The sequence below is a fragment of the Pseudomonas shirazica genome, from assembly GCF_015168335.1.
GTDB classification, from domain to species: Bacteria; Pseudomonadota; Gammaproteobacteria; order Pseudomonadales; family Pseudomonadaceae; genus Aquipseudomonas; species Aquipseudomonas asiatica.
This window is the reverse complement of record NZ_CP063456.1, coordinates 5,441,381-5,464,986: the sequence shown is the minus strand read 5'-3', so window position 1 is coordinate 5,464,986 and position 23,606 is coordinate 5,441,381. Positions and strand designations below refer to the sequence as shown.

Genomic DNA, 23,606 nt, shown 5'->3' with positions numbered 1-23,606 from the left:
AAGCCCTCGCGCCAGAGTTTCATCCTCGCTCCCGACGACTGGAAAGTACTGTTTCAGCAACTGTGAAAGTTATTAGCCAAGGCGGTAACAATTACCGCCTTATACCAATACTTTCAAACTCCAGTTATTAGCCGCGCGGTGCGTAGGCAAACACATCGGCACGCATGCGATGCGCATCCATGCCGGCTTCGACCAAGGCGTCGAGCGTGGCATAGATCATGTTCGGCGAGCCGCTGGCATATACATGCACGCTGTTGAGATCGGCGATGTCTTCGCAGACCGCCTCATGCAGCATGCCGCAACGGCCTTCCCAACCGCACAGGTCGCTGACCACCTGGTGCAGGAACAGGTTGGGCAGGCGCTGCCACTCGTCCCAGTGCTCGATCTGGTAGAAGTCCTCGGGCCGACGCACGCCCCAGTACAGGTGCACCGGGTGCTTGAAACCCTGTGCCCGGCAATGCTCGACCAGGCTGTGCATCTGACCCATGCCGGTGCCAGCAGCGATTAGCACCAGCGGCCCATCGGGCAACTCGGCCAGGTGAGTGTCACCGAACGGCATTTCAATGCGCGCCAGGCCGTCGCGCTTGAGCTGCTCGATAAGTTGCAGCGCACTGGGCTCGCGCGCCAGCACATGCAGCTCCAGCTCGCGTCCGGCATGGGGTGCGGAAGCCAGCGAAAACGCCGCCTGCTTGCCGCCTTCGCGCTCGATCATCAGGTACTGCCCCGCGTGATAGCGCGGCGGCCTGCCAGCCGGCGCGCGCAACCGCACGCGCCAGACGTCGCCACCGACCTCGACGCACTCACTGACACTGCACGCCAGTTTGCGCACCGGCAGCTCGCCAAGGGCGAGCACACCATCCCAGAGCAACACGCAGTCCTCCAGCGGTTCGGCAATGCAGGTGAACAGCTCGCCATGGTCGCGGACTTCGCCGTCCTGGCGTACCCGGCCTTCGACCAACAACGCGGCGCAGACATGGCAATTGCCATTGCGGCAGCTGTTCGGGCAGTCATAGCCCAGCCGCCGCGCTCCATCCAGGATCCGTTCCCCGGGTTCGAGCGCCAGCACCGCCCCGGACGGCTGCAACGTTACCTGCATCAATCTATTCCCAACTGATCCCACAGCTCATCGATACGGCGGGTGACGGCTTCGTCCTTGACGATGACCCGTCCCCATTCGCGTGTAGTCTCGCCCGGCCACTTGTGCGTGGCATCCAGGCCCATCTTCGACCCCAGCCCGGATACCGGTGACGCGAAGTCCAGGTAGTCGATCGGGGTGTTGTCGATCATCACCGTATCACGCTTGGGGTCCATGCGTGTGGTGATGGCCCAGATCACGTCATTCCAGTCACGGGCATTGATATCGTCATCGGTGACAATAACGAACTTGGTGTACATGAACTGTCGCAGGAACGACCACACACCCAGCATCACGCGCTTGGCGTGGCCCGGGTACTGCTTCTTCATGGTCACCACCGCCATGCGATACGAGCAGCCTTCCGGTGGCAGATAGAAATCGACGATTTCCGGGAACTGCTTCTGCAGGATCGGCACAAACACTTCGTTCAGCGCCACGCCGAGGATCGCCGGCTCATCTGGCGGCCGGCCGGTGTAGGTGCTGTGGTAGATCGGTTTCTGCCGATGGGTGATGCGCTCCACGGTGAACACCGGGAAGCTGTCCACTTCGTTGTAGTAGCCGGTGTGGTCGCCATACGGGCCTTCCGGGGCCATTTCGCCCGGGTGGATCACGCCTTCCAGGATGATTTCGGCGGTGGCCGGTACCTGCAGGTTGCTGCCCCGGCACTTGACCAGTTCGGTGCGGTTGCCACGCAGCAGGCCGGCGAAGGCATACTCGGAGAGGGTGTCCGGCACCGGGGTCACGGCGCCGAGGATGGTGGCCGGGTCGGCGCCCAGGGCCACGGCGACCGGGAACGGCTGGCCAGGGTTCTTCTCACACCATTCGCGGTAGTCCAGGGCGCCGCCACGGTGGCTGAGCCAGCGCATGATGACCTTGTTGCGGCCGATAACCTGCTGGCGGTAGATGCCCAGGTTCTGACGGTCCTTGTTCGGGCCGCGGGTGACGGTAAGGCCCCAGGTGATCAGCGGTGCCACGTCGCCCGGCCAGCAGTGCTGGATTGGCAGAGCGCCGAGGTCGACGTCATCGCCCTCGATGACCACTTCCTGACACACCGCGTCCTTGACCACTTTCGGCGCCATCGACACGACTTTCTTGAAGATCGGAAGCTTGGACCAGGCATCCTTCAGACCCTTCGGCGGCTCGGGCTCCTTGAGGAAGGCCAGCAGCTTGCCGATTTCCCGCAGTTCATCGACCGACTCGGCGCCCATGCCCATGGCCACACGTTCCGGGGTGCCGAACAGGTTGCCCAGCACCGGGATGTCGAAGCCGGTGGGCTTTTCGAACAGCAATGCAGGGCCCTTGGCACGCAAGGTGCGGTCGCAGACCTCGGTCATTTCCAGGACGGGGGAGATCGGAACCTGGATGCGCTTGAGCTCGCCGCGCTGTTCCAGGCCACGGATGAAGTCGCGCAAGTCGCGATACTGCATGCAGAAGCCTCATGTTGGCCGTATCGGTCGGGGGTGCAGAGTGTAGCGCCGTTCAGTACCCAATGGCCAAAAATGACTTGGGGCCGCTTCGCGCCCCATCGCCGGCAAGCCAGCTCCCACAGAGTCCGCACAAGCTTCAAGAGCTGTACAGTACCTGTGGGAGCTGGCTTGCCGGCGATGGGCTGCGAAGCAGCCCCAATCAAATCCGGCCTGAAACGCTTACTTGCGCTTCATCGACAGGAAGAACTCGTCGTTGGTCTTGGTCTGCTTGAGCTTGTCGACCAGGAACTCAATGGCGGCGATTTCGTCCATCGGGTGCAGCAACTTGCGCAGGATCCACATGCGCTGCAGCTCGTCGTCGGCAGTCAGCAGCTCTTCGCGGCGGGTACCGGAGCGGTTGATGTTGATGGCCGGGAACACGCGCTTCTCGGCGATGCGGCGGTCCAGAGGCAGCTCCATGTTGCCGGTGCCCTTGAACTCTTCGTAGATCACTTCGTCCATCTTCGAGCCGGTTTCGACCAGCGCGGTAGCGATGATGGTCAGCGAACCGCCTTCCTCGATGTTACGCGCGGCGCCGAAGAAGCGCTTCGGCTTCTCCAGGGCGTGGGCGTCGACACCACCGGTCAGTACCTTGCCGGAGCTCGGGATCACGGTGTTGTAGGCACGCGCCAGACGGGTGATGGAGTCCAGCAGGATGACCACATCCTTCTTGTGCTCGACCAGGCGCTTGGCCTTCTCGATTACCATTTCGGCAACCTGCACGTGGCGGGTTGGCGGCTCGTCGAAGGTGGAGGCAACCACTTCGCCGCGCACGGTGCGCTGCATTTCGGTCACTTCTTCCGGGCGCTCGTCGATCAGCAGAACGATCAGGTGGCACTCGGGGTTGTTACGGGTGATGTTGGCCGCGATGTTCTGCAACATGATCGTCTTGCCCGCTTTCGGCGGAGCAACGATCAGGCCACGCTGGCCTTTGCCGATCGGGGCGCACAGGTCGATGACGCGGCCGGTCAGGTCTTCGGTGGAGCCGTTACCGGCTTCCATCTTCAGGCGCTTGTTCGGGAACAGCGGCGTCAGGTTTTCGAACAGGATCTTGTTCTTCGCGTTTTCCGGGCGGTCGAAGTTGATGGTGTCGACCTTCAGCAGGGCGAAGTAACGCTCCCCTTCCTTCGGCGGGCGGATCTTGCCGACGATGGTGTCGCCGGTACGCAGGTTGAAGCGGCGGATCTGGCTGGGCGAGACGTAGATATCGTCAGGGCCGGCCAGGTAGGACGCATCAGCCGAACGCAGGAAACCGAAACCATCCTGGAGAATCTCCAGCACGCCGTCACCCGAGATCTCTTCGCCGCTTTTCGCGTGCTTCTTCAGCAGGGCGAAAATCACGTCCTGTTTGCGCGAACGGGCCATGTTTTCGATGCCCATCTGTTCGGCCATTTCCAAAAGATCGGTAATCGGCTTTTGCTTGAGTTCAGTCAGGTTCATAAGGGGAATGACGTAATCATGTAAGAAGGGAGAATTAAGCTTCTGGCTTAATGAGGCCGCGCCGCTAGATGGCGACAAGATCGCGTACTGATTCGAATTAGGGATGCTTCGGCGACGGCGTGTAGAGGGCACTGGAGAAGCAGTGCGAGGCCGAATGTAACACTTGCTTTTTTCTGCGTCTAGTGGTTTTGCCCTGCCATTTTCAGCTGCAACACACCTGCCCGTAGGAGCAGCCTTGTGCTGCGAAGAGGCCATCAACCGCAGCGACAACGTCAGCCTTACCGGCCCTTTCGCAGCACAAGGCTGCTCCTACATGGGCAAGACTGCCTTTGCAGAGGCAAAAAAAACCCCGCATCTGCGGGGCTTTTTTACATCACAGGTGGGCGTCGAGGAACGCGGCCAGCTGCGATTTGGACAGGGCGCCGACCTTGGTGGCTTCGACGTTGCCGTTCTTGAACAGCATCAGCGTCGGGATACCACGCACGCCGTGCTTGGCCGGGGTTTCCTGGTTCTCGTCGATGTTCAGCTTGGCGACGGTCAGCTTGCCCTCGTAGGTGGCAGCGATATCGTCCAGAACCGGAGCGATCATCTTGCATGGGCCGCACCATTCAGCCCAGTAGTCGACCAGCACCGGGCCTTGAGCCTGCAGTACGTCGGCTTCGAAGCTGGCGTCGGTGACGTGTTTGATTTTGTCGCTCATGGAAATCTCCAAGGTCGTAAGCAATAAAAAACGTTGCCCATCATAGCCGCACCCGTCTCCTACAGGAAGCCGCGGACGATTGAGTGTAACTATAGTTGTGCAAGACGCCACGAATCGAAACTGTCATGCAAACGTCATAGCATCGAATGGCACATTGCCTTGCATCAAGGCCAGCTCAACGGCTGTGTGCCACGCGTTGGCGACAGCCTGCTATCGTGGCACGATTGCCGGGTTAACGACCGAGAACAACCAGATCATGCCGCATACCATCGCGAAGAACCTGTCCCTGATCGCCGCCATCGACCTTGGCTCCAACAGCTTCCACATGGTCGTGGCCAAGGCCCACCATACCGAAATCCGCATTCTCGAGCGGCTCGGCGAGAAGGTTCAACTGGCCGCCGGCATCGACGAAGAACGCATGCTCAGCGAAGAGGCAATGGAACGAGGCCTGGATTGCCTCAAGCGCTTTTCCCAACTGATCAACGGCATGCCGGCAGGCTCCGTGCGCATCGTCGGTACCAACGCCTTGCGCGAAGCGCGCAACCGCAACGAATTCATCCAGCGCGCCGAAGCCATCCTTGGCCACCCGGTCGAGGTGATCTCCGGCCGTGAAGAAGCGCGCCTGATCTACCTGGGCGTGTCGCACACCCTGGCCGACACCCCCGGCAAGCGCCTGGTGGCCGATATCGGCGGCGGCAGTACCGAGTTCATCATCGGCCAGCGCTTCGAGCCGCTGCTGCGCGAAAGCCTTCAGATGGGCTGTGTAAGCTTCACCCAGCGCTACTTCCGCGACGGCAAGATAACCCCGGCCCGCTACGCCCAGGCCTACACCGCCGCGCGCCTGGAGCTGATGAGCATCGAGAATGCCCTGCACCGCCTGACCTGGGACGAGGCCATCGGCTCGTCCGGTACCATTCGTGCCATCGGCGCCGCCATCAAGGCAGGCGGCCTGGGCAATGGCGAGGTCAACGCCGAAGGGCTGGCCTGGGTCAAACGCAAGCTGTTCAAGCTGGGAGAGGTCGACAAGATCGACTTCGAAGGCGTCAAGCCGGACCGCCGCACCATCTTCCCGGCGGGCCTGGCGATTCTCGAAGCGATCTTCGATGCCCTGGAACTGCAGCGCATGGACCACTGCGACGGCGCCCTGCGCGAAGGCGTGCTGTTCGACCTGCTGGGCCGCCACCACCACGAAGACGTGCGCGAACGCACCCTGAACTCGCTGATGGAGCGCTACCACGTGGATCAGGGCCAGGCCGCGCGCGTCGAGCGCAAGGCATTGCACGCCTTCGACCAGGTGGCCGACGCGTGGGACCTAAAAGACGGTAATTGGCGCGATCTGCTGGGCTGGGCGGCGAAAGTGCACGAAATCGGCCTGGATATCGCCCATTACCACTACCATAAACACGGCGCCTACCTGATCGAACACTCCGACCTGTCGGGCTTCTCCCGCGAGGACCAGCAGATGATGGCCTTGCTGGTACGCGGCCATCGCCGCAACATCCCAAAGGACAAGATCGCCGAACTGGGCGAGGAAGGAGTCAAGCTGCTGCGCCTGTGCGTGCTGCTGCGCTTCGCCATCCTGTTCCACCACATCCGTGGCAATCAGCAGATGCCGAAGGTCGAGCTCAAGGCTGCCGACAGCAGCCTCGATGTCGCCTTCCCGGAGGGCTGGCTGGAACAGAACCAGCTGACCCAGGCCGACTTCGCCAACGAGGCGGAGTGGCTGGCCCGGGTCGGCTTCGTCCTCAGCGTACGTTGAGGACCGGGTTGCTCAGGCGCTCCAGCAGGGTCGCCTGGGCACTGCGCGGGTTCTGGTTGCCGGTCGGCGTGCTGCGCACATAGCGCCCGTCCGGCTGCAGGGTCCAGGCGTGGGTGTTATCGGTCAGGTAGCCTTCCAGCTCCTTCTTCACCCGCAGCAACAGCTTCTTGCCTTCCACCGGGAAGCAGGTTTCGACGCGCTTGTCGAGGTTGCGCTCCATCCAGTCGGCACTGGACAGGTAGATCTGCTCTTCGCCGCCATTGAGGAAGTAGAACACCCGCGTGTGCTCGAGGAAGCGGCCGATGATCGAGCGCACCTGGATGTTGTGCGAAACCCCCGGAATGCCTGGGCGCAGGCAGCACATGCCACGCACCACCAGGTCGATCTTCACGCCCGACTGGCTGGCCTTGTACAGCGCCTTGATGACCTTCGCGTCGGTCAGCGAGTTGAACTTGGCGATGATATGCGCCGGCTTGCCTTCGAGGGCGAACTGGGTTTCCCGCGCGATCATGTCGAGCATGCCCTTCTTCAGGGTGAACGGCGCGTGCAGCAGCTTCTTCATGCGCAGGGTCTTGCCCATGCCGATCAACTGGCTGAACAGCTTGCCGACGTCCTCGGTGAGGGCGTCGTCGGAGGTCAGCAGGCTGTAGTCGGTGTACAGACGGGCGTTGCCGGCGTGGTAGTTACCGGTGCCCAGGTGCGCATAACGCACAATCTCGCCGTGCTCTCGGCGCAGAATCAGCATCATCTTGGCGTGGGTCTTGAAGCCGACCACGCCGTAGATCACCACCGCACCGGCCGCTTGCAGGCGGCTGGCCATCTGCAGGTTGGACTCTTCGTCGAAGCGCGCCCGCAACTCGATCACCGCAGTGACCTCCTTGCCGTTACGCGCCGCGTCCACCAGCGCATCGACGATTTCCGAGTTGGCCCCGGAACGGTAAAGGGTCTGGCGCACGGCAAGCACGTGCGGGTCCTTGGCGGCCTGGCGCAGCAGGTCGATCACCGGGGTGAAGGACTCGAACGGGTGCATCAGCAGGATATCCTGCTTGCCGATCACGCTGAATATGTTGTCGGCGTTCTGCAGCAGCTTGGGGATCGCCGGGGTGAACGGCGTGTACTGCAACTCGGGGTGGCTGTCCAGGCCAGTGATGCTGAACAGGCGGGTAAGGTTGACCGGGCCGTTGACCTGGTAAAGCTCGCTTTCGCTGAGGCTGAACTGTTTGAGCAAGTAGTCCGACAGGTGTTTCGGGCAGGTGTCGGCCACTTCCAGGCGAACGGCGTCACCGTAGCGGCGCGAGAACAGCTCGCCGCGCAGGGCGCGGGCCAAGTCATCGACCTCTTCGGAGTCCAGCGCCAGGTCGGCGTTACGGGTCAGGCGGAACTGGTAGCAGCCCTTCACCTTCATGCCCTGGAACAAGTCGTCGGCGTGCGCGTGGATCATCGACGACAGGAACACATAGTTGGCGCCCGGCCCACCCACCTCTTCCGGCACCCGGATGACCCGCGGTAGCAGGCGCGGGGCCGGGATGATCGCCAGGCCCGAATCGCGGCCGAAGGCGTCGACACCCTCAAGCTCGACGATGAAGTTGAGACTCTTGTTCACCAGCAGCGGGAACGGGTGGGTCGGGTCGAGGCCGATCGGGGTGATGATCGGGGCGATTTCGTCGCGGAAGTAGCGGCGCACCCAGGTCTTGAGCTTGGGCGTCCAGTAACGCCGGCGGATGAAGCGGATATGGTGCTTTTCCAGCTCGGGCAGCAGCACGTCGTTGAGGATCGCGTACTGGCGCTCCACTTCGCTGTGCACCAGGTCGCTGATACGCGCCAGCGCCTGGTGCGGCTGCAGGCCGTCGGCACCGGCCTGTTCACGGGCAAAGTTGATCTGCTTCTTCAGGCCGGCGACGCGGATCTCGAAGAATTCGTCGAGGTTGCTGGAGAAGATCAACAGGAACTTGAGGCGTTCGAGCAGCGGGTAGTTCTCGTCCAGCGCCTGCTCCAGCACACGGATATTGAACTGCAGCTGCGAGAGTTCGCGATGAATGTACAGGCTGCTGTCGTCCAGGCCTGGGATGACGATCGCCGGGGCCGGCGCAGGGGCCGGGGCCGCAGTCTCTGCCACCGGTTCGGCAGGCAGGGGCGCTGGCGGCAGGTCTGGCGGGGTCTGCACCATCTCTTCGGGGAGTTCCTGAGCATCCTTGATCGCGACAGGGGTTAGCACTTCATTATTCATCTGGCGTTCCTGAGGACGTTAACGCCCTATCATCTATTGAGCGGCAAGATAAGCGCCCATTATGACGCCTGTGTTACACGCCAGGGCAAGCCGTGGCGCGTGGCTTCTGGCATTCTCCAAGCAGGAATTGTTCATGTCGAGACACATCTGGACACTTTCACGAACGCGCGCGAAGGGGTAGGCTTCGCGTTCATTTCGCCAGCACCTCAGAAAATGCTTCAACAATTCCTGCAGGATTTCGGCTACTTCGCCCTTTTTCTAGGCACCTTCTTCGAAGGCGAGACCATCCTGGTGCTTGCAGGATTCCTTGCGTTCCGCGGTTACATGGACATCAACCTGGTGTGTCTGGTGGCATTTTTCGGCAGTTATGCCGGCGACCAGCTGTGGTACTTCATGGGCCGCCGCCACGGGCGCAGGATCCTGGCGCGCAAGCCACGCTGGCAGGCGATGGGTGACCGGGCGCTGGACCACATCCGTCGCCACCCCGACATCTGGGTACTGAGTTTCCGCTTCGTCTATGGCTTGCGCACGGTCATGCCGGTGGCCATTGGCCTGTCCGGCTACCCGCCACGCCGCTATTTGCTGCTGAACGGTATCGGCGCGGCCATCTGGGCAGTGGCCCTGGGCGCGGCCGCGTATCACTTCGGCGCCATCCTTGAAGGCCTGCTGGGCAACGTGAAGCGCTACGAGCTATGGGTGCTCGGTGGCCTGTTGGCGCTGGGCGGCCTGTTGTGGCTGCGCCGGCGCTTCCGCACGTTGCGCGCGGAGCGCAAGGCGGCGGGCAAAGCCCAGGCCCCAGAGGCTGAGCAGGCTGTAAGCCACGAGGAACAACCAGGTCGGCGGCACGACCACCGCTAGGCCCAGTGCGCCCGCCAGGTAAAGCGCCGGCGCATTTGCCAGCAACCGTACCAACTCCAGGCGTATGGCCCATGGTCGGTTCTCCAGCAGCGCGCCAAGTACGAACAAGCCAAACGCCATCTGCGCCCAGCCAAGTACCAGGGCGGCGATTGGCACGCGCTCGGCCACCTCCATCAGATAGCTGCCTAGCGCCACGTAACCCACGAATTGCGCCGCCACATAGGCCTGCTGCGCACGGCCCAAGGCAACCTCGAACTTGCGAAACAACGCCAGGTCCTGCTTGGCCTGCGGGTAGCGTGCGGCCACATCGGCCGGGCGCCAGCCGGTGGGCATGAACCAGATGCGCAGCTTGTCCCACAGGCTGTCGGTGCGCCGGGCGTCGTGCCAGAGCTGGGCATAGAACTGCAGGTTGGCCCACAGCGGGTTCCAGCTGGCCAGCGGCGTGGTCACCCCGAACACCACCGGCTCGGCTGGGTCCTCCTCTTTGAAGGTGCCGAACAGACGATCCCAGAGAATGAACACGCCGCCGTAATTGCGATCCAAGTAAGCAGGATTTTGCGCATGGTGGACGCGATGGTTGGATGGCGTGATCAACACCCACTCAAGCCAGCCCAGCTTGGGAATGTGCCGGGTATGCACCCAGAACTGGTACAGCAGGTTGAGCGATGCCACCGTGATGAACACCAGCGGCGGCACACCGAGCAACGCCAGCGGCAGGTAGAACAGCCACGAGAAGATGAACCCACTGCTGGTCTGGCGCAGCGCCGTGGTGAGGTTGTACTCCTCGCTCTGATGATGCACCGAATGCGCAGCCCACAGCACGTTGCGCTCGTGGCCAAGACGATGCAGCCAGTAGTAGCAGAAGTCGTACAGGACAAAGGCCAGCAACCACACCCACCAGGCCTGCGGCGGCAGGCGCAGCAACGCCATGTGTTCGAACGCCAGGGCATAGGTCACCAGCCCCACCCCTTTGGTCAGCAACCCGGTACTGGTCGACAGCGCACCGGTGCTGAGGCTGTTGATCGAGTCGGCCAGGGTGAAGTTGCGCTGGCCGCGCACACGGTCGGCCAGCAGTTCGACGGCGATCAGCACGAAGAAGAACGGCACGGCCAGCAGGATCAGGTCCATGGGTACGACCTCAGACGTTATCCGCCAAGATTAGGCCGCGCTTGCAGGAATCCCTATGGCTACATCTGCCAAACTAGAGGACATTTAGCGCCTCGACACTGGAGTAGAAAGCATGACAAAAAAAGTAGCGGTGATTCTTTCCGGCTGTGGCGTTTATGACGGCGCCGAAATCCACGAAAGCGTGATCACCCTGCTGCGCCTCGACCAGCGTGGTGCGCAGGTGCAGTGCTTCGCGCCGAACATTGCGCAGATGCATGTGATCAACCACCTGACCGGCGAGGAAATGCCCGAATCGCGGAATGTGCTGGTGGAGTCGGCGCGCATTGCCCGCGGCGAGGTCAAGGACATCCGCGAGGCCAAGGCCGAAGACTTCGATGCGCTGATCGTGCCGGGCGGTTTCGGGGCGGCGAAGAACCTGTCCAACTTTGCCGTGGAAGGCGCCAACTGCACCGTTAACCCGGATGTGCTGGCCCTGGCCGAAGCCTTTGCCGACGCCTGCAAGCCGGTCGGCCTGATCTGCATCTCGCCGGCGCTGGCGGCGAAGATCTACGGGCCAGGCGTGGTCTGCACTATCGGTACCGACGCTGGCACTGCGGCGGCCGTGCAGAAGATGGGTGGCACTCATGAAGAATGCGATGTGCACGATATTGTCGAGGACACCCAGCGCAAGCTGGTGACCACCCCGGCGTACATGGAGGCCAAGTCGATCAGTGAAGCGGCTGGCGGGATCTACAAGCTGGTGGATCGGGTGCTGGAGCTGACGCACGAATAGGTTCTTGCTGGCACGCGCGGTGTAGGGGCGGCCTTGTGTCGCGATCGGGCCGCGAAGCGGCCCCGGCAATTTATGTGGCGAAGCTGAAAACCTGGGGCCGCGCTGCGGCCCGATCGCGACACAAGGCCGCTCCTACAGGGACCGCGCCTGCCCTCAGGGTTTGGACAACCGGGCGATGATCCGGTCCAGCGCATTGGCAAACGCCTGCTTCTCGCGCTCGCCATAAGGCGCCTGCCCTCCCCCCACCTGGCCCTGCTCGCGCAACTCGGTAAACAAGTTGCGCGCCGCCAGCCGGTCACCCATGTTGCGTTCGTCGAACTCGCGCCCGCGGGGGTCCAGCGCCGCCACGCCCTTTTTCACCAGGCGGTCGGCCAGCGGCACGTCACTGCAGATCACCAACTCACCAGGCACGGCGTGCTCCACCAGGTAATCGTCGGCTGCGTCCATGCCGCTGGGTACCACGATCAGGCGCACGATAGCGAACGCCGGCTTGGCCACAGCCTGGCCCGCCACCATCACTACCTCGAACTTGCGCTTGAGGGCGAACTTGACGATCAGATCCTTGGCTGCCTTGGGGCAGGCGTCGGCATCGATCCACACACGCATCGGAAAACCTCGCAATCAGCTTGAGGCCCCCATCATGCCTCAAGCGCAACGAAAGCTGCAGCAGCCACCCATGGGCGCTGGAAAAATGGCGCCAATATTTCAATTGCCGCTTATCCGACCTCGCCACTCAGGCTACACTCGCCACAGCCCCGCTGGCCTGCCCGAGTGCGCAATGAACCACCCCCACGAAATCCGCCCCGACCTGGACGAAGGCATCGACCGCAAGGTCCTGGCGACATTGCGTGCGCGCTTCCTGCGGCTCAACCAGGGCCGGCTGCAGCGGGCCCTGGAGGGCCTGTCGACGCGCCAGCAACAGGTGCTGACACTGCTGCCGCTGCTGTTTCATGTGAACCACCCGCTGCTGCCAGGCTATGTTTCCGGGAGCACTCCTGCCGGCGTATCGGGCTACGAGCCAGGCGCCGATCTTGTAGTCGAGGCACAGCGTCTTGCCCGCTCGTTCACCTACAAGGCCCGCCATGGCAACCCACCGCGGCCGATCCACGGCCTGTTCCTGATGGGCAGCCTGGGCTCACTGGCCCAAGCCGAGCAAAGCGACATGGACCTGTGGGTTTGCCACGCCCCGGGCCTGGCCGATGAGCTGCTGGACGAACTGCGCCGCAAATGCCAGCTGCTTGAGGCATGGGCGGAAAGCCTGGGTGCCGAGGCGCACTTCTTCCTGATCGACACGCAAGGTTTCGCCCAAGGCCAGCGCGAAGGCCAGCTCGGCTCCGACGATTGCGGCACCACCCAGCACTATCTGCTGCTGGACGAGTTCTACCGCACCACTATCTGGCTGGCCGGGCGCACGCCACTGTGGTGGCTGGTGCCGGTCTACCAGGAACACGATTACCACACCTATACCCAGACCCTGCTGTCCAAGCGTTTCATCCGCAGCCAGGACGCCCTCGATCTCGGCAACCTGGCGCACATCCCGCCCGGCGAGTTCGTCGGCGCCGGCTTGTGGCAGCTGTTCAAAGGCATCGACTCGCCCTACAAGTCGCTGCTCAAGCTGCTGCTGACCGAGGCCTATGCCAGCGAGCACCCCACCGTTCGCTGCCTGAGCCTGGACTACAAGCAGGCAGTGTTCGCCAACCAGCTAGACCTCGACGAGCTGGACCCCTACGTGATGGTGTACCGGCGCATCGAGCGCTACCTGCTGCAGCGTGGCGAACACGCGCGCCTGGAGCTGGTGCGGCGCAGCCTGTACCTGAAGGTGAACAAGAAACTCAGCGACCCGACCCGGGCCAATGGCTGGCAACGCCGGCTGTTGCAGCGCCTGGCCGACGAATGGGGTTGGGACGAGCGCCAGCTGGCCCTGCTGGACAGTCGCAATCAATGGAAGGTGCAGCAGGTTGCCATCGAGCGCCGTGAACTGGTGGCCGAACTGAACCATAGCTACCGATTTCTCAGCCAGTTCGCTCGCACCCAGAACGCCAGCAGCCGCGCCGACCAACGCGATCTCAATGTGCTGGGCCGGCGCCTTTACGCCGCCTTCGAGCGCCGCGCCGGCAAGGTCGAAGTCATCAACCCCGGTATCGCCCCGGACCTGGCCGAAGGCACCCTGACCCTGGTACAAGCGCCTAATCGCAAGGAGCCCGGCAGCCATCACTGGGAGCTGTACACCGGCAACCTGAGCCCCCATGAGGTGGACCACTTCAGCCCGCTCAAGCGCTGCCGCGAGCTGCTCGAGTTGCTGACCTGGGCTTATCGCAACGGGGTGATCGACAGCAGCACGCGCCTGGCGCTGCACCCGGGTGTCAGCGACCTCAGCGAATTCGAGCTGTTCAACCTGATCGGCTGCCTGCAGCAAAGCATTCCCCTGCCCTTGCCGACCGTCAGCGAGGTGCGCTTGTTGCAGCCGAGCGTTGCCGACGAGGTGCTGTTGCTGGTCAACGTCGCCATCGACCCGCTGCGCCACCACCGCGACCTGAACATCCTGATGACCACCGAGCGCACCGACTCTTTGAGCTACGCAGGCGTGCGCGAAAACCTGGTCCTGACCCTGGACCAGGTCATCCTCAACAGCTGGAACGAAGTACTGGTCCAGCGCTATGACGGCGAGCACGCACTGGTGCGCTGCCTGCGCGACTTCCTCAACAGCCCCGTGCCGCGCGGACACCGGCCGAAGGTGCGGGTGCGTTGCTTCTGCCAGAGCCGCGCCCAGGCCATAGGCCAACGCGTGGAGGAAATATTCGACACCGTACAACTGCTGCTGGACCAGGGCCTGAACCACCGCTACCTGCTGCAGGTGGCCCAGCACACCCATGTGCTGGAGCTGATGCCCGGGCATGTCGGCCTCACCACCTTGGCCGAGCATGAGGCACTGCTGAACCACCTGGGCGAAGAACGCAGCGCCTACAGCCCACTGTACCTGGATGCCAACGCCCTGCAGGACCACGACCTGCACCTGGTGCTGGAGCAAGGCCGGCCTTTCTGCATCCAGGTGTTCTACCGCCTGCAGGGTGGCTGGGCCGAGTTGTACGTGCTGGATGAATACAATGCCCTGTGGCAGCAACGCCTGCCGCTGCAAGACGAAGCTCACTTGCTGTTGCCGCTGCAGCGTTTTCTGCGCTCGGTGGTGATGCGCCGTGATGCCCGGCTACCGCTGGACACCCAGCGCGCGGCTTCACTGGACATCCACTACGCGCAACTGTTGCCTTCCGGGCCAGGCAAGGCGCGCAGCATCGAGCCGCGCCAGGCGCCGGCCGAGGGTAGCGACCAGCCTTACTATGAGGTGCAGGCGATCATCCAGGCCGGGGTGGCAGGCGCGGCGCACGTGACGCTGTATTGCGACCAGCAGGAGTTTTCCGAACTGGAGCATGGTGAGCAGTTGTATGCGGTGGTGGCCCGGCAGATCATCGGGCAGCGACGTGGTGCAGGGCAGTACCGCTGTTACATCACGGACCTGGATTTGTCCGAGTTGCTGGATGACCAGCTGGGGTCGACGCAGCTGTACCTGCGCTACAAGCGGGAGCTGGAGCAGGCTTTGAACGAGGGGTTGGAGCAGGTTTTGGCGCAAGAGGCTTGAATTGCCGGGGGCGCGTTGCGCCCCTTTCGCGACACAAGGCTGCTCCTACAGGGAATGCGTAATCCTGTAGGAGCGGCCTTGTGTCGCGATGGGCCGCAAAGCGGCCCCCTAGCCCTTACAGGTCGAAATCGCCCGCCGCTTCCGGCTGGTATTCCACTTCCAGCAGCTTCAGCTTGAGGGTCTTGCCCCCCGGCGCCGGCCAGTCGATCTGCGCGCCCACCGACAACCCCAGCAAGGCGCAACCGATCGGCGCCAGGATCGAGACCTTGCCTTCCGGCCCGGCATCCTTCGGGTATACCAGGGTCAGGTGGTAGTCCTTGCCGCTGGCTTCCTCACGGCAGTGCACACGCGAGTTCATGGTCACCACGCCAGCCGGAACTTCCTCGTGACCGACCACCTGCTCGGCGCGGTCCAGCTCGCCCTGCAGGGCGAGCACACCCGGCGTACTCTCGTCGAGGCTGTCGATCAGACGCTCCAGACGTTGTACGTCCAATCGGGTGAGGATGAGGGAAGGCTTGGTGCTCATGATCCAGTCAGACTCCTTTGAACAGGCGGTTTTCATCGTGCAGATAAAGCAAAACCCCGCCCAAGGGCGGGGTTTGTGAAGGCTTTGGCGTCACCGACGCAGAACCCGACGTTACCACAGCCGGGTAAATACTCAAGCCCCTGCGATCAGTGTGCCTTAGCCTGGTCGCGCAGGGCCTGGGCCTCGCGGCAAATCTGCCGGCGCCGTTCGTCATCGGCCGAACGCCATTCACGGATATGCTCGACATGCCGGTGGCAACCTGTGCACACCCGCTGTTCGTCCAGCCGGCAAACGCTGATGCACGGCGACGGCACGGCGGGGCTGACGTTGCTGTAGAGCGGTTTGGGCGGCCGGGCCTGGGTACTGCTCATGTCAGATCTCGTCGAAGTCCAGCTTCTCGCCGGCCCGCTCCCAGACGATGCGCTCGAGCATTTCGCCCAGCAGCTCCTCGCTCTTCTCGCACACCCACTTGCCGCTTTCTTCGTCGTAGTCGAAGTGGAAACCGCCGGAACGGTCGGCCAGCCACAGCTGGCGCAGCGGCTCCTGGCGGCTGAAGATCAGCGTGCTGCCATTGTCGAACTTGATGGTCAGGACACCAGCGGAGTTCTCCATGTCCAGATCCAGGCCGCTCTCGTCGAACAGGTCTTCCAGGGCCTGTTGGGTCGCGTCGACCAGATCATGGAAACGCGCTTCACTCAAACTCATTGCAGGAACCTCGAAATTGGCTGCGTTACAGGCAAGCCCGGCAAGATACGGGCGCTTGCCGCCGAATGCAAAGGTTTAGCCGCTACCTTCACTGGCATGAACTCAAAGCCAGCGCAGTACCTGTGGGAGCGGGCATGCCCGCGAATCAGGTGCCGCGGTGTGTGGCACCGGCTTTGCCGGTGTTCGCGGGCACGCCCGCTCCCACAGGTACTGCGAAAGGGCCCTTGCAGGCGGTAAGAATAGCCCGCCCGGCGGGCCGGCCCTTGCATAGGCAAGCCGTCGGTCGCTCGGTATACTCGGGCGCAATACTGCATATTTCTAAGGATTTCACCCATGAAGCGCCTGATTTCCTCCCTCGCGGCGCTGGTCGCTGTTGCCTGCCTCGTTTCGGCCTGCGGCCAGAAAGGCCCGCTGTACCTGCCTGAAGACGGCAAGGACGGCAAGGCCAGCCACAAGTCGCACCAGTACCAGCCAAAAGCCAAGCCGGCCCCGACGCAGGAGCAGCAACCCGAGCTGCAGTCCGAGCCCGAGCAGTCGCCAGCGCAGTAAGGAAACCAGATGAACGCTTTCAACTACCGCGACGGCGAGCTGTTCGCGGAAGGCGTGGGCCTGTCGGCCATCGCCGAACGCTACGGCACCCCTACCTACGTGTATTCGCGCGCCCACATCGAGGCCCAGTACCGTAGCTACGCCGATGCACTGCAAGGCACCGAGCACCTGGTATGTTTCGCGGTCAAGGCCAACTCCAACCTTGGCGTGCTGAACGTGCTGGCACGCCTGGGCGCAGGCTTTGACATCGTCTCTGGCGGTGAGCTGGAGCGCGTGCTGGCCGCTGGCGGCCGTGCCGACCGCGTGGTGTTCTCCGGTGTCGGCAAGACCCGCGAGGACATGCGCCGTGCCCTGGAAGTCGGCGTGCACTGCTTCAACGTCGAATCCACCGACGAACTGGAGCGCCTGCAGGTAGTGGCCGCCGAGATGGGCAAGGTTGCCCCGGTCTCGCTGCGGGTCAACCCGGACGTCGACGCCGGTACCCACCCGTACATCTCCACCGGCCTGAAAGAGAACAAGTTCGGCATCGCCATCGCCGACGCCGAGGCCATCTACGTGCGGGCCGCGCAGTTGCCGAACCTGGAAGTGGTCGGCGTCGACTGCCACATCGGTTCGCAGCTGACCACCGTCGAGCCTTTCCTCGATGCCCTTGACCGCCTGCTGGTGCTGGTCGACCGCCTGGCCGAGTGCGGCATCCATCTGCGCCACCTGGACCTGGGTGGCGGCGTCGGCGTGCGTTACCGCGATGAGGAGCCGCCGCTGGTGGCCGACTACATCAAGGCGATCCGCGAGCGCGTCGGCGACCGCGACCTGGCCCTGGTGTTCGAGCCGGGCCGCTACATCGTGGCCAACGCCGGCGTCCTGCTGACCCGCGTGGAATACCTCAAGCACACCGAACACAAGGACTTCGCCATCATCGATGCGGCGATGAACGACCTGATCCGCCCGGCCCTGTACCAGGCCTGGATGGGTGTCAGCGCGGTCAAGCCACGCGCAGGCGAAGGCCGTGCCTACGACCTGGTCGGTCCTATCTGCGAGACTGGCGACTTCCTCGGCAAGGACCGCGTGCTGAACCTGGCCGAAGGTGACCTGCTGGCCGTACAGTCCGCGGGCGCCTATGGTTTTGTCATGAGCTCCAACTACAACACCCGTGGCCGTTGCGCTGAAATCCTGGTCGACGGCGACCAGGCCTTCGAAGTACGCCGCCGCGAGACCATCGCCGAATTGTACGCTGGCGAAAGCCTGCTGCCGGAGTAAGCCCATGCTGCTGCGTTTTACCAAGATGCATGGGCTGGGCAACGACTTCATGGTCCTCGACCTGGTCAGCCAGCACGCGCACATCCAGCCCAAGCACGCCAAGCAATGGGGTGACCGCCACACCGGCATAGGCTTCGATCAGTTGCTGATCGTCGAGGCGCCGAACAACCCGGAAGTGGACTTCCGCTACCGCATCTTCAATGCCGACGGCTCCGAGGTCGAGCAGTGCGGCAACGGTGCGCGCTGCTTCGCCCGCTTCGTGCTGGACAAGCGCCTGACCGCGAAAAAGCGCATCCGCGTGGAAACCAAGAGCGGCATCATCGAGCTGGACGTGCAGAACGACGGCCAGATCAGTGTCGACATGGGCCCACCGCGCTTCATCCCTGCCGAAATCCCCTTCGTCGCCGACGAGCAGGCGCTGAACTACCCACTGGAAGTCGACGGCCAGGTGCATTCGATTGCCGCCGTGTCCATGGGGAACCCGCATGCCGTGCTGCGTGTCGACGACGTGCGTACCGCCCCTGTGCATGAGCTGGGCCCGAAGATCGAAAACCACCCACGCTTCCCGCAGCGGGTAAATGCCGGCTTCCTCCAGGTCATCGACCGCCACCGCGCCAACCTGCGGGTGTGGGAACGTGGTGCGGGCGAAACCCAGGCCTGCGGCACCGGCGCCTGCGCCGCCGCCGTGGCGGCGATCAGCCAGGGCTGGATGGACTCCCCGGTATCCCTCGACCTGCCCGGTGGCCGCCTGCACATCGAGTGGGCCGGCCCCGGCAAGCCCGTGCTGATGACTGGCCCAGCCGTACGCGTCTACGAAGGACAGGTTCGTCTCTAAGCGAGTAACCGCCATGACCGATCAGCCCCAGGTTGTACCCCAGCAGTCCGCCGAGCTCGATGCCGAAGCGGTGGTCGCCTACCTGCGCGCCCACCCCACCTTCTTCGCCGAGCACGACGAGTTGCTGATCGAACAACGCATCCCTCACCAGCGTGGCGACAGCGTGTCGCTGGTGGAGCGCCAGCTCAAGTTGCTGCGCGACCGCAACATCGAGATGCGCCACCGCCTGTCGCAACTGATGGACGTGGCCCGCGACAACGATCGGCTTTTCGACAAGACCCGCCGGCTGATCCTCGACCTGCTCGACGCCGGCAGCCTGGAGGAAGTGGTGATGGCAGTCGAAGACAGCCTGCGCCAGGAATTCCAGGTGCCCTTCGTCAGCCTGATCCTGTTCGGCGAAAACGTCGCGCCGGTCGGGCGCTGGGTGAGCAACGCCGAAGCGCAGCAGGCCATCGGTGCCCTGCTGGGTGGCGGCAAGACGGTCAGCGGCAACCTGCGCGAGCACGAGCTGGCCTTCCTGTTCGGTGAAGAACAGCGCCGGGAAGTGGGCTCCAGCGCCGTGGCTGCCCTGGAATACCAGGGCCTGCACGGGGTGCTGGCGATCGGCAGCCGCGACCCGCAACACTACAAGAGCAGCGTCGGCACCTTGTTCCTTGGCTACATTGCCGAGGTGCTTGGCCGCGTTGTGCCACGCGTTACCCAGACCCTGCGCCCGGTACGCTGATGGAACGCCAGCTGGAGGCTTATTGCGCACACCTGCGCAACGAGCGCCAGGTGTCCGAGCACACCTTGCTGGGCTACCGTCGCGACCTGGACAAGGTGGTCGCCTACTGCAAAGAACATGGCATTACCGGTTGGGAGGCGCTGCAGATCCAGCAGCTGCGCCAGCTGATCGCCCGCCAGCACCACCACGGCCAGTCCTCGCGCAGCCTGGCCCGGCTGCTGTCGGCGGTGCGTGGCCTGTACCGCTATCTCAACCGCGAAGGCCTGTGCCAGCACGACCCGGCCAGCGGCCTGAGCCCGCCCAAGGGCGAACGCCGGCTGCCCAAGGTGCTGGACACCGACCGCGCCCTGCAACTGCTGGATGGCGGTGTCGACGATGACTTCATCGCCCGTCGTGACCAGGCCATCCTCGAACTGTTCTATTCGTCGGGCCTGCGCCTGTCCGAGCTGACCAACCTCGACCTCGATCACCTGGACCTCGCAGCCGGCCTGGTGCAGGTGCTGGGCAAAGGCGGCAAGGCCCGCGTGCTGCCGGTCGGCCGCAAGGCCCGCGAGGCATTGCAGGCCTGGTACCGCCTGCGCGGCATCGGCAACCCGCGCGACCGCGCGGTTTTCATCACCCGCCAAGGCAACCGCATCAGCCCACGGGCCGTTCAGCAACGGGTGAAGGCGGCCGGTGAGCGCGAGCTGGGCCAGCACCTGCACCCGCACATGCTTCGCCATTCCTTCGCCAGCCACGTGCTGGAATCGTCCCAGGACCTGCGCGCGGTGCAGGAGATGCTCGGCCACGCCGACATCGGCACCACGCAGATCTACACCCACCTGGACTTCCAGCACCTGGCCGCGGTGTACGACAGCGCCCACCCTCGGGCCAAACGCAGCAAAGGCACAGACTCATGAGCATCAAGCTGATCACCTTCGACCTCGACGACACCCTGTGGGATACCGCGCCGGTGATTGCCAGCGCGGAAGTCGTGCTGCGCGACTGGCTCGAAGCCAACGCCCCGATCCTTGGCGGCGTACCGGTGGAGCACCTGTTCGCCATTCGCGAGCGCCTGGTACAAGCCGAACCCGGCCTGAAGCACCGTATCAGCGCCCTGCGTCGACGGGTGCTGTTTCATGCCCTGGAAGAAGTCGGCTACAGCGAAAAACATGCGCAGGAGCTGGCCAACGAAGGTTTCGAAGTATTCCTGCATGCCCGCCACCAGGTGGAGATTTTCCCGGAGGTGCAGCCGGTGCTGGAGATCCTGCGCCATCACTACACCTTGGGCGTGGTCACCAACGGCAATGCCGACGTAAGCCGGCTGGGGCTGGCGGACTATTTCCGCTTTGCCCTGTGTGCCGAAGACCTCGGCATCGGCAAGCCGGACCCGGCGCCGTTCCTCGAAGCCCTGCGCCGCGGTGACGTGGAGGCCAGCGCAGCGGTGCACATCGGTGACCACCCGGGCGATGACATTGCCGGCGCCCAGCGCGCCGGGCTGCGGGCGGTGTGGTTCAACCCCCAGGGCAAGGCGTGGGTAGGCGAACAGGCGCCTGATGCCGAGATCCAGCGCCTGTCGCAGTTACCCGACATCCTCGCGCGCTGGCGCTGACAGGCGCCGCTTCGCGGCCCATTCGCGGGCACGCCCGCTCCCACAGGTTTACTGCCCTCTCAGCTTCTGCGCGATCCCAGTGGGAGCGGGCGAGCCCGCGAAGAGGCCGGTACAGGCAACACAAAACAGACAGGCACAAAAAAGCCCGCAGCGACGGCGGGCTTTTTTTCGATCAGCCACTCAGATAGGGCGGCTGCCGTACTTGTTGTCCGGCTTCTTGGGCGGATCGGCGACCACGTTGGCCTCGACTTCCTGAACCTTGCCGCCGCGAGCAAGGAACTCTTCCATGGCCTTGGCCAGGGCGTCACGCTCCTTCTGCTTGGCTTCCATGCTCGGCATCTCGTCTACCGAGACCGCGGCCTTGGATTTGCCCTTGGCAGCGGGTGCCGGGCTGCTGTCGTCATCGCCAGCGTCTTCGGCGCCATCATCAGCTGCCGCTTCGAGGCCTTCATCGCCCTCGTCTTCGTCGCCTACTTCGAGGTCATCATTTTCCAGATCGTCGTCGCTCATGTTCTACCTCATGACTTGCGAAAAGCAGGTTAGTTATAGACCAGTGCAGCCGTAGACCGGCAGCCACCAGTGAAAATTCAACTGGCCGTGGGTTAGGCCACTGCCCTAGGGTCGGCGCTCCTGATGGGAGGCGGCACCCAGCAGACCCTGCTCCTGGCAGGACCTGACAAATCCTTTAGCCCCTGCTGGCCACACGCTATTGGCAAGCCTAGCAAAGGCTGGCGAAGCGTGTGGACTACTCGTCAAACACCCTTCGGCGCGCATTCTAGCGCGCCAGCAGAAAAAGCAAAGCACCATGAATGCTCTGCGTTTTGTAAGATTTCCGCCTACGTCGCGAACGTGTCGGATAAACCGTTTGCCGTGCGGGAAATGCTAAAAATCTGGCAAAAAAATGCCCGGCAAGCCGGGCAAGTTTTTACCGCGTCGCAGTTACAGGTTGTAGCCGCGCTCGTTGTGCTGAGCCAGGTCGAGGCCGACCGACTCTTCTTCTTCGCTTGCCCGCAGGCCCATCACCACATCAAGCACCTTGAGAATCACGTAGGTGACGATGGCGGTGTAGACCACGGTGAAGATCACGCCCTTGGCCTGGATCCAGACCTGCATGCCGATGTCGGTGACGGCACCGAAGCCGCCCAGCGCCGGAGCTGCGAACACACCGGTGAGGATGGCGCCGACGATACCGCCGATGCCGTGCACGCCGAAGGCGTCCAGCGAGTCGTCATAGCCCAGCTTGCGCTTGAGGCTGGTGGCGCAGAAGTAGCAGACCACACCCGAGACCAGGCCGATCACCAGGGCACCCATGGGGCCTACGGTACCGGCAGCCGGGGTGATGGCGACCAGGCCGGCGACCACACCCGAAGCAATGCCCAGGGCACTCGGTTTTCCGTGACCGATCCACTCGGCGAACATCCAGCCCAGGGCCGCGGCGGCGGTGGCGATCTGGGTCACCAGCATGGCCATGCCGGCGGTGCCGTTGGCAGCCGCGGCAGAGCCTGCGTTGAAGCCGAACCAGCCGACCCACAGCATGGCCGCGCCCATCAGGGTATAGCCCAGGTTGTGCGGAGCCATCGGGGTGGTCGGGTAGCCCTTGCGCTTGCCCAGCACCAGGCAGCAGACCAGGCCAGCGATACCGGCGTTGATGTGCACCACGGTGCCGCCAGCGAAGTCAAGCACGCCCCAGTCCCACATCAGTGCACCGTCACCGCTCCAGACCATGTGCGCGATCGGCGCGTAGACCAGGGTGAACCAGATGCCCATGAACACCAGCATCGCGGAGAACTTCATGCGCTCGGCGAACGCACCGACGATCAGCGCCGGGGTGATGATGGCGAAGGTCATCTGGAAGGTGATGAATACCGCTTCAGGGAACAGCGCGGCAGCCGAGGTCAGGTTCGAGGGCGTGACACCGCTGAGGAACGCCTTGGAGAAGCCACCGACGAAGGAATTGAAGTTGAGCACGCCCTTTTCCATACCGGTGGTATCGAAGGCCATGCTGTAGCCATAGACGACCCAGAGAATGCTCATAAGGCCAGTGATTGCAAAGCACTGCATCATTACCGACAGCACGTTCTTGGAACGCACCATGCCGCCATAGAACAGGGCCAGGCCCGGAATGGTCATGAACAGCACCAGCGCCGTTGCGGTGAGCATCCAGGCGGTGTCGCCGGAATTCAGCGCTGGGGCAGCTTCCTCGGCCAGGGCAAGCCCGGGCATTACGAGGGACAATAGGGCTCCTAGCCCTGCGATCTTACGCAGAGTCATGTTGTTTTCTCCTGGGGCGTTGGGTTTGG

The 23,606-nt window shown here is 63.5% G+C and carries 21 protein-coding genes and 1 pseudogene; 10 read left to right on the top strand and 12 right to left on the bottom strand.

The genetic code is table 11. The annotated features are described in order from the left end of the window. Positions 1-127: 127 nt before the first annotated feature. The 4 genes from IMX18_RS25195 to trxA form a co-directional block, all read right to left on the bottom strand. Positions 128-1,096, bottom strand: coding sequence for a CDP-6-deoxy-delta-3,4-glucoseen reductase (locus IMX18_RS25195; protein ID WP_013974732.1), 969 nt, complete (start codon positions 1,094-1,096; stop codon positions 128-130). Further along, on the bottom strand, positions 1,096-2,562 hold the full coding sequence (gene ubiD, locus IMX18_RS25190) for a 4-hydroxy-3-polyprenylbenzoate decarboxylase (RefSeq protein ID WP_013974733.1): 1,467 nt from the start codon (positions 2,560-2,562) through the stop codon (positions 1,096-1,098). Before ubiD ends, IMX18_RS25195 begins: the two co-directional genes overlap by 1 nt. Before the next feature lie 219 nt (positions 2,563-2,781). After that, on the bottom strand, positions 2,782-4,041 hold the full coding sequence (gene rho, locus IMX18_RS25185; protein WP_003253661.1) for a transcription termination factor Rho: 1,260 nt from the start codon (positions 4,039-4,041) through the stop codon (positions 2,782-2,784). A gap of 373 nt (positions 4,042-4,414) precedes the next feature. Further along, entirely contained in the window at positions 4,415-4,741 is a 327-nt protein-coding gene (gene trxA / locus IMX18_RS25180; RefSeq protein WP_012274768.1) for a thioredoxin TrxA, read from the bottom strand. A gap of 256 nt (positions 4,742-4,997) precedes the next feature. Between trxA and ppx the strand changes: the two genes are divergently transcribed. Continuing rightward, on the top strand, positions 4,998-6,500 hold the full coding sequence (gene ppx, locus IMX18_RS25175; RefSeq protein ID WP_004375529.1) for an exopolyphosphatase: 1,503 nt from the start codon (positions 4,998-5,000) through the stop codon (positions 6,498-6,500). On the opposite strand, the gene ppk1 is transcribed toward ppx, so the two are convergent. Next, positions 6,487-8,727, bottom strand: a complete 2,241-nt coding sequence (gene ppk1 / locus IMX18_RS25170) for a polyphosphate kinase 1 (RefSeq protein WP_013974735.1) — start codon at positions 8,725-8,727, stop codon at positions 6,487-6,489. The genes ppx and ppk1 overlap by 14 nt on opposite strands. Before the next feature lie 213 nt (positions 8,728-8,940). Between ppk1 and IMX18_RS25165 the strand changes: the two genes are divergently transcribed. Next, on the top strand, positions 8,941-9,585 hold the full coding sequence (locus IMX18_RS25165) for a DedA family protein (protein ID WP_015272245.1): 645 nt from the start codon (positions 8,941-8,943) through the stop codon (positions 9,583-9,585). Between the two features lie 549 nt (positions 9,586-10,134). Here the strand turns inward: IMX18_RS25165 and IMX18_RS28140 are convergent. Continuing rightward, positions 10,135-10,515: pseudogene (locus IMX18_RS28140) on the bottom strand (sterol desaturase family protein); the annotation flags it as partial. Between the two features lie 310 nt (positions 10,516-10,825). Here IMX18_RS28140 and elbB point away from each other — a divergent pair. Then, a complete protein-coding gene (gene elbB / locus IMX18_RS25155; protein ID WP_004375530.1) occupies positions 10,826-11,485 on the top strand; it encodes an isoprenoid biosynthesis glyoxalase ElbB in 660 nt (219 codons plus the stop codon). A 153-nt stretch (positions 11,486-11,638) separates the two neighbouring features. Here the strand turns inward: elbB and IMX18_RS25150 are convergent, their stop codons facing one another. After that, positions 11,639-12,091, bottom strand: a complete 453-nt coding sequence (locus IMX18_RS25150) for a YaiI/YqxD family protein (protein WP_013974739.1) — start codon at positions 12,089-12,091, stop codon at positions 11,639-11,641. A 172-nt stretch (positions 12,092-12,263) separates the two neighbouring features. Between IMX18_RS25150 and IMX18_RS25145 the strand changes: the two genes are divergently transcribed. After that, positions 12,264-15,119 (top strand): class I adenylate cyclase, encoded by a 2,856-nt coding sequence (locus tag IMX18_RS25145; protein ID WP_217189998.1) that lies wholly within the window; start codon positions 12,264-12,266, stop codon positions 15,117-15,119. A 115-nt stretch (positions 15,120-15,234) separates the two neighbouring features. Here the strand turns inward: IMX18_RS25145 and rnk are convergent, their stop codons facing one another. The 3 genes from rnk to cyaY form a co-directional block, all read right to left on the bottom strand. Continuing rightward, positions 15,235-15,645 carry a nucleoside diphosphate kinase regulator gene (gene rnk, locus IMX18_RS25140; RefSeq protein ID WP_015272249.1) on the bottom strand — a complete coding sequence of 137 codons (411 nt, stop codon included), beginning with the start codon at positions 15,643-15,645 and terminating at the stop codon, positions 15,235-15,237. 146 nt (positions 15,646-15,791) lie between these two features. Then, positions 15,792-16,016 (bottom strand): DUF1289 domain-containing protein, encoded by a 225-nt coding sequence (locus IMX18_RS25135; protein ID WP_013974742.1) that lies wholly within the window; start codon positions 16,014-16,016, stop codon positions 15,792-15,794. A gap of 1 nt (position 16,017) precedes the next feature. Next, positions 16,018-16,350 carry an iron donor protein CyaY gene (gene cyaY, locus IMX18_RS25130; RefSeq protein WP_004375540.1) on the bottom strand — a complete coding sequence of 111 codons (333 nt, stop codon included), beginning with the start codon at positions 16,348-16,350 and terminating at the stop codon, positions 16,018-16,020. Positions 16,351-16,683: 333 nt separating this feature from the next. On the opposite strand from cyaY, the gene lptM reads away from it, so the two are divergent. From lptM to IMX18_RS25100, 6 genes are read left to right on the top strand one after another with little or no spacing between them, the layout of a single operon-like run. Further along, on the top strand, positions 16,684-16,899 hold the full coding sequence (lptM, locus tag IMX18_RS25125) for an LPS translocon maturation chaperone LptM (protein ID WP_004375542.1): 216 nt from the start codon (positions 16,684-16,686) through the stop codon (positions 16,897-16,899). Positions 16,900-16,908: 9 nt separating this feature from the next. Further along, the gene (gene lysA, locus IMX18_RS25120) at positions 16,909-18,156 is read left to right on the top strand and encodes a diaminopimelate decarboxylase (RefSeq protein ID WP_015272250.1); all 1,248 of its coding nucleotides are present in this window, start codon (positions 16,909-16,911) and stop codon (positions 18,154-18,156) included. Positions 18,157-18,160: 4 nt separating this feature from the next. Then, positions 18,161-18,991 carry a diaminopimelate epimerase gene (gene dapF, locus IMX18_RS25115; RefSeq protein WP_013974744.1) on the top strand — a complete coding sequence of 277 codons (831 nt, stop codon included), beginning with the start codon at positions 18,161-18,163 and terminating at the stop codon, positions 18,989-18,991. Between the two features lie 13 nt (positions 18,992-19,004). Beyond that, the gene (locus IMX18_RS25110; RefSeq protein WP_015272252.1) at positions 19,005-19,715 is read left to right on the top strand and encodes a DUF484 family protein; all 711 of its coding nucleotides are present in this window, start codon (positions 19,005-19,007) and stop codon (positions 19,713-19,715) included. After that, entirely contained in the window at positions 19,715-20,614 is a 900-nt protein-coding gene (gene xerC, locus IMX18_RS25105; RefSeq protein WP_015272253.1) for a tyrosine recombinase XerC, read from the top strand. Before IMX18_RS25110 ends, xerC begins: the two co-directional genes overlap by 1 nt. Beyond that, positions 20,611-21,306 carry an HAD family hydrolase gene (locus IMX18_RS25100; protein WP_013974747.1) on the top strand — a complete coding sequence of 232 codons (696 nt, stop codon included), beginning with the start codon at positions 20,611-20,613 and terminating at the stop codon, positions 21,304-21,306. The genes xerC and IMX18_RS25100 overlap by 4 nt, the downstream gene beginning before the upstream one ends. A 180-nt stretch (positions 21,307-21,486) precedes the next feature. Here IMX18_RS25100 and sutA read toward each other — a convergent pair whose 3' ends face one another. Further along, positions 21,487-21,816, bottom strand: a complete 330-nt coding sequence (sutA, locus tag IMX18_RS25095) for a transcriptional regulator SutA (protein ID WP_013974748.1) — start codon at positions 21,814-21,816, stop codon at positions 21,487-21,489. Between the two features lie 429 nt (positions 21,817-22,245). Then, positions 22,246-23,577, bottom strand: a complete 1,332-nt coding sequence (locus IMX18_RS25090; protein ID WP_015272254.1) for an ammonium transporter — start codon at positions 23,575-23,577, stop codon at positions 22,246-22,248. Positions 23,578-23,606 lie beyond the last annotated feature (29 nt).

Excerpts from the sequence above, each read along its gene's own strand:
- IMX18_RS25195 (WP_013974732.1), bottom strand. The coding sequence starts at position 1,096 with ATGCAGGTAACGTTGCAGCCGTCCGGGGCGGTGCTGGCGCTCGAACCC.
- ubiD (WP_013974733.1), bottom strand. The coding sequence starts at position 2,562 with ATGCAGTATCGCGACTTGCGCGACTTCATCCGTGGCCTGGAACAGCGC.
- rho (WP_003253661.1), bottom strand. The coding sequence starts at position 4,041 with ATGAACCTGACTGAACTCAAGCAAAAGCCGATTACCGATCTTTTGGAA.
- trxA (WP_012274768.1), bottom strand. The coding sequence starts at position 4,741 with ATGAGCGACAAAATCAAACACGTCACCGACGCCAGCTTCGAAGCCGAC.
- ppx (WP_004375529.1), top strand. The coding sequence starts at position 4,998 with ATGCCGCATACCATCGCGAAGAACCTGTCCCTGATCGCCGCCATCGAC.
- ppk1 (WP_013974735.1), bottom strand. The coding sequence starts at position 8,727 with ATGAATAATGAAGTGCTAACCCCTGTCGCGATCAAGGATGCTCAGGAA.
- IMX18_RS25165 (WP_015272245.1), top strand. The coding sequence starts at position 8,941 with ATGCTTCAACAATTCCTGCAGGATTTCGGCTACTTCGCCCTTTTTCTA.
- elbB (WP_004375530.1), top strand. The coding sequence starts at position 10,826 with ATGACAAAAAAAGTAGCGGTGATTCTTTCCGGCTGTGGCGTTTATGAC.
- IMX18_RS25150 (WP_013974739.1), bottom strand. The coding sequence starts at position 12,091 with ATGCGTGTGTGGATCGATGCCGACGCCTGCCCCAAGGCAGCCAAGGAT.
- IMX18_RS25145 (WP_217189998.1), top strand. The coding sequence starts at position 12,264 with ATGAACCACCCCCACGAAATCCGCCCCGACCTGGACGAAGGCATCGAC.
- rnk (WP_015272249.1), bottom strand. The coding sequence starts at position 15,645 with ATGAGCACCAAGCCTTCCCTCATCCTCACCCGATTGGACGTACAACGT.
- IMX18_RS25135 (WP_013974742.1), bottom strand. The coding sequence starts at position 16,016 with ATGAGCAGTACCCAGGCCCGGCCGCCCAAACCGCTCTACAGCAACGTC.
- cyaY (WP_004375540.1), bottom strand. The coding sequence starts at position 16,350 with ATGAGTTTGAGTGAAGCGCGTTTCCATGATCTGGTCGACGCGACCCAA.
- lptM (WP_004375542.1), top strand. The coding sequence starts at position 16,684 with ATGAAGCGCCTGATTTCCTCCCTCGCGGCGCTGGTCGCTGTTGCCTGC.
- lysA (WP_015272250.1), top strand. The coding sequence starts at position 16,909 with ATGAACGCTTTCAACTACCGCGACGGCGAGCTGTTCGCGGAAGGCGTG.
- dapF (WP_013974744.1), top strand. The coding sequence starts at position 18,161 with ATGCTGCTGCGTTTTACCAAGATGCATGGGCTGGGCAACGACTTCATG.
- IMX18_RS25110 (WP_015272252.1), top strand. The coding sequence starts at position 19,005 with ATGACCGATCAGCCCCAGGTTGTACCCCAGCAGTCCGCCGAGCTCGAT.
- xerC (WP_015272253.1), top strand. The coding sequence starts at position 19,715 with ATGGAACGCCAGCTGGAGGCTTATTGCGCACACCTGCGCAACGAGCGC.
- IMX18_RS25100 (WP_013974747.1), top strand. The coding sequence starts at position 20,611 with ATGAGCATCAAGCTGATCACCTTCGACCTCGACGACACCCTGTGGGAT.
- sutA (WP_013974748.1), bottom strand. The coding sequence starts at position 21,816 with ATGAGCGACGACGATCTGGAAAATGATGACCTCGAAGTAGGCGACGAA.
- IMX18_RS25090 (WP_015272254.1), bottom strand. The coding sequence starts at position 23,577 with ATGACTCTGCGTAAGATCGCAGGGCTAGGAGCCCTATTGTCCCTCGTA.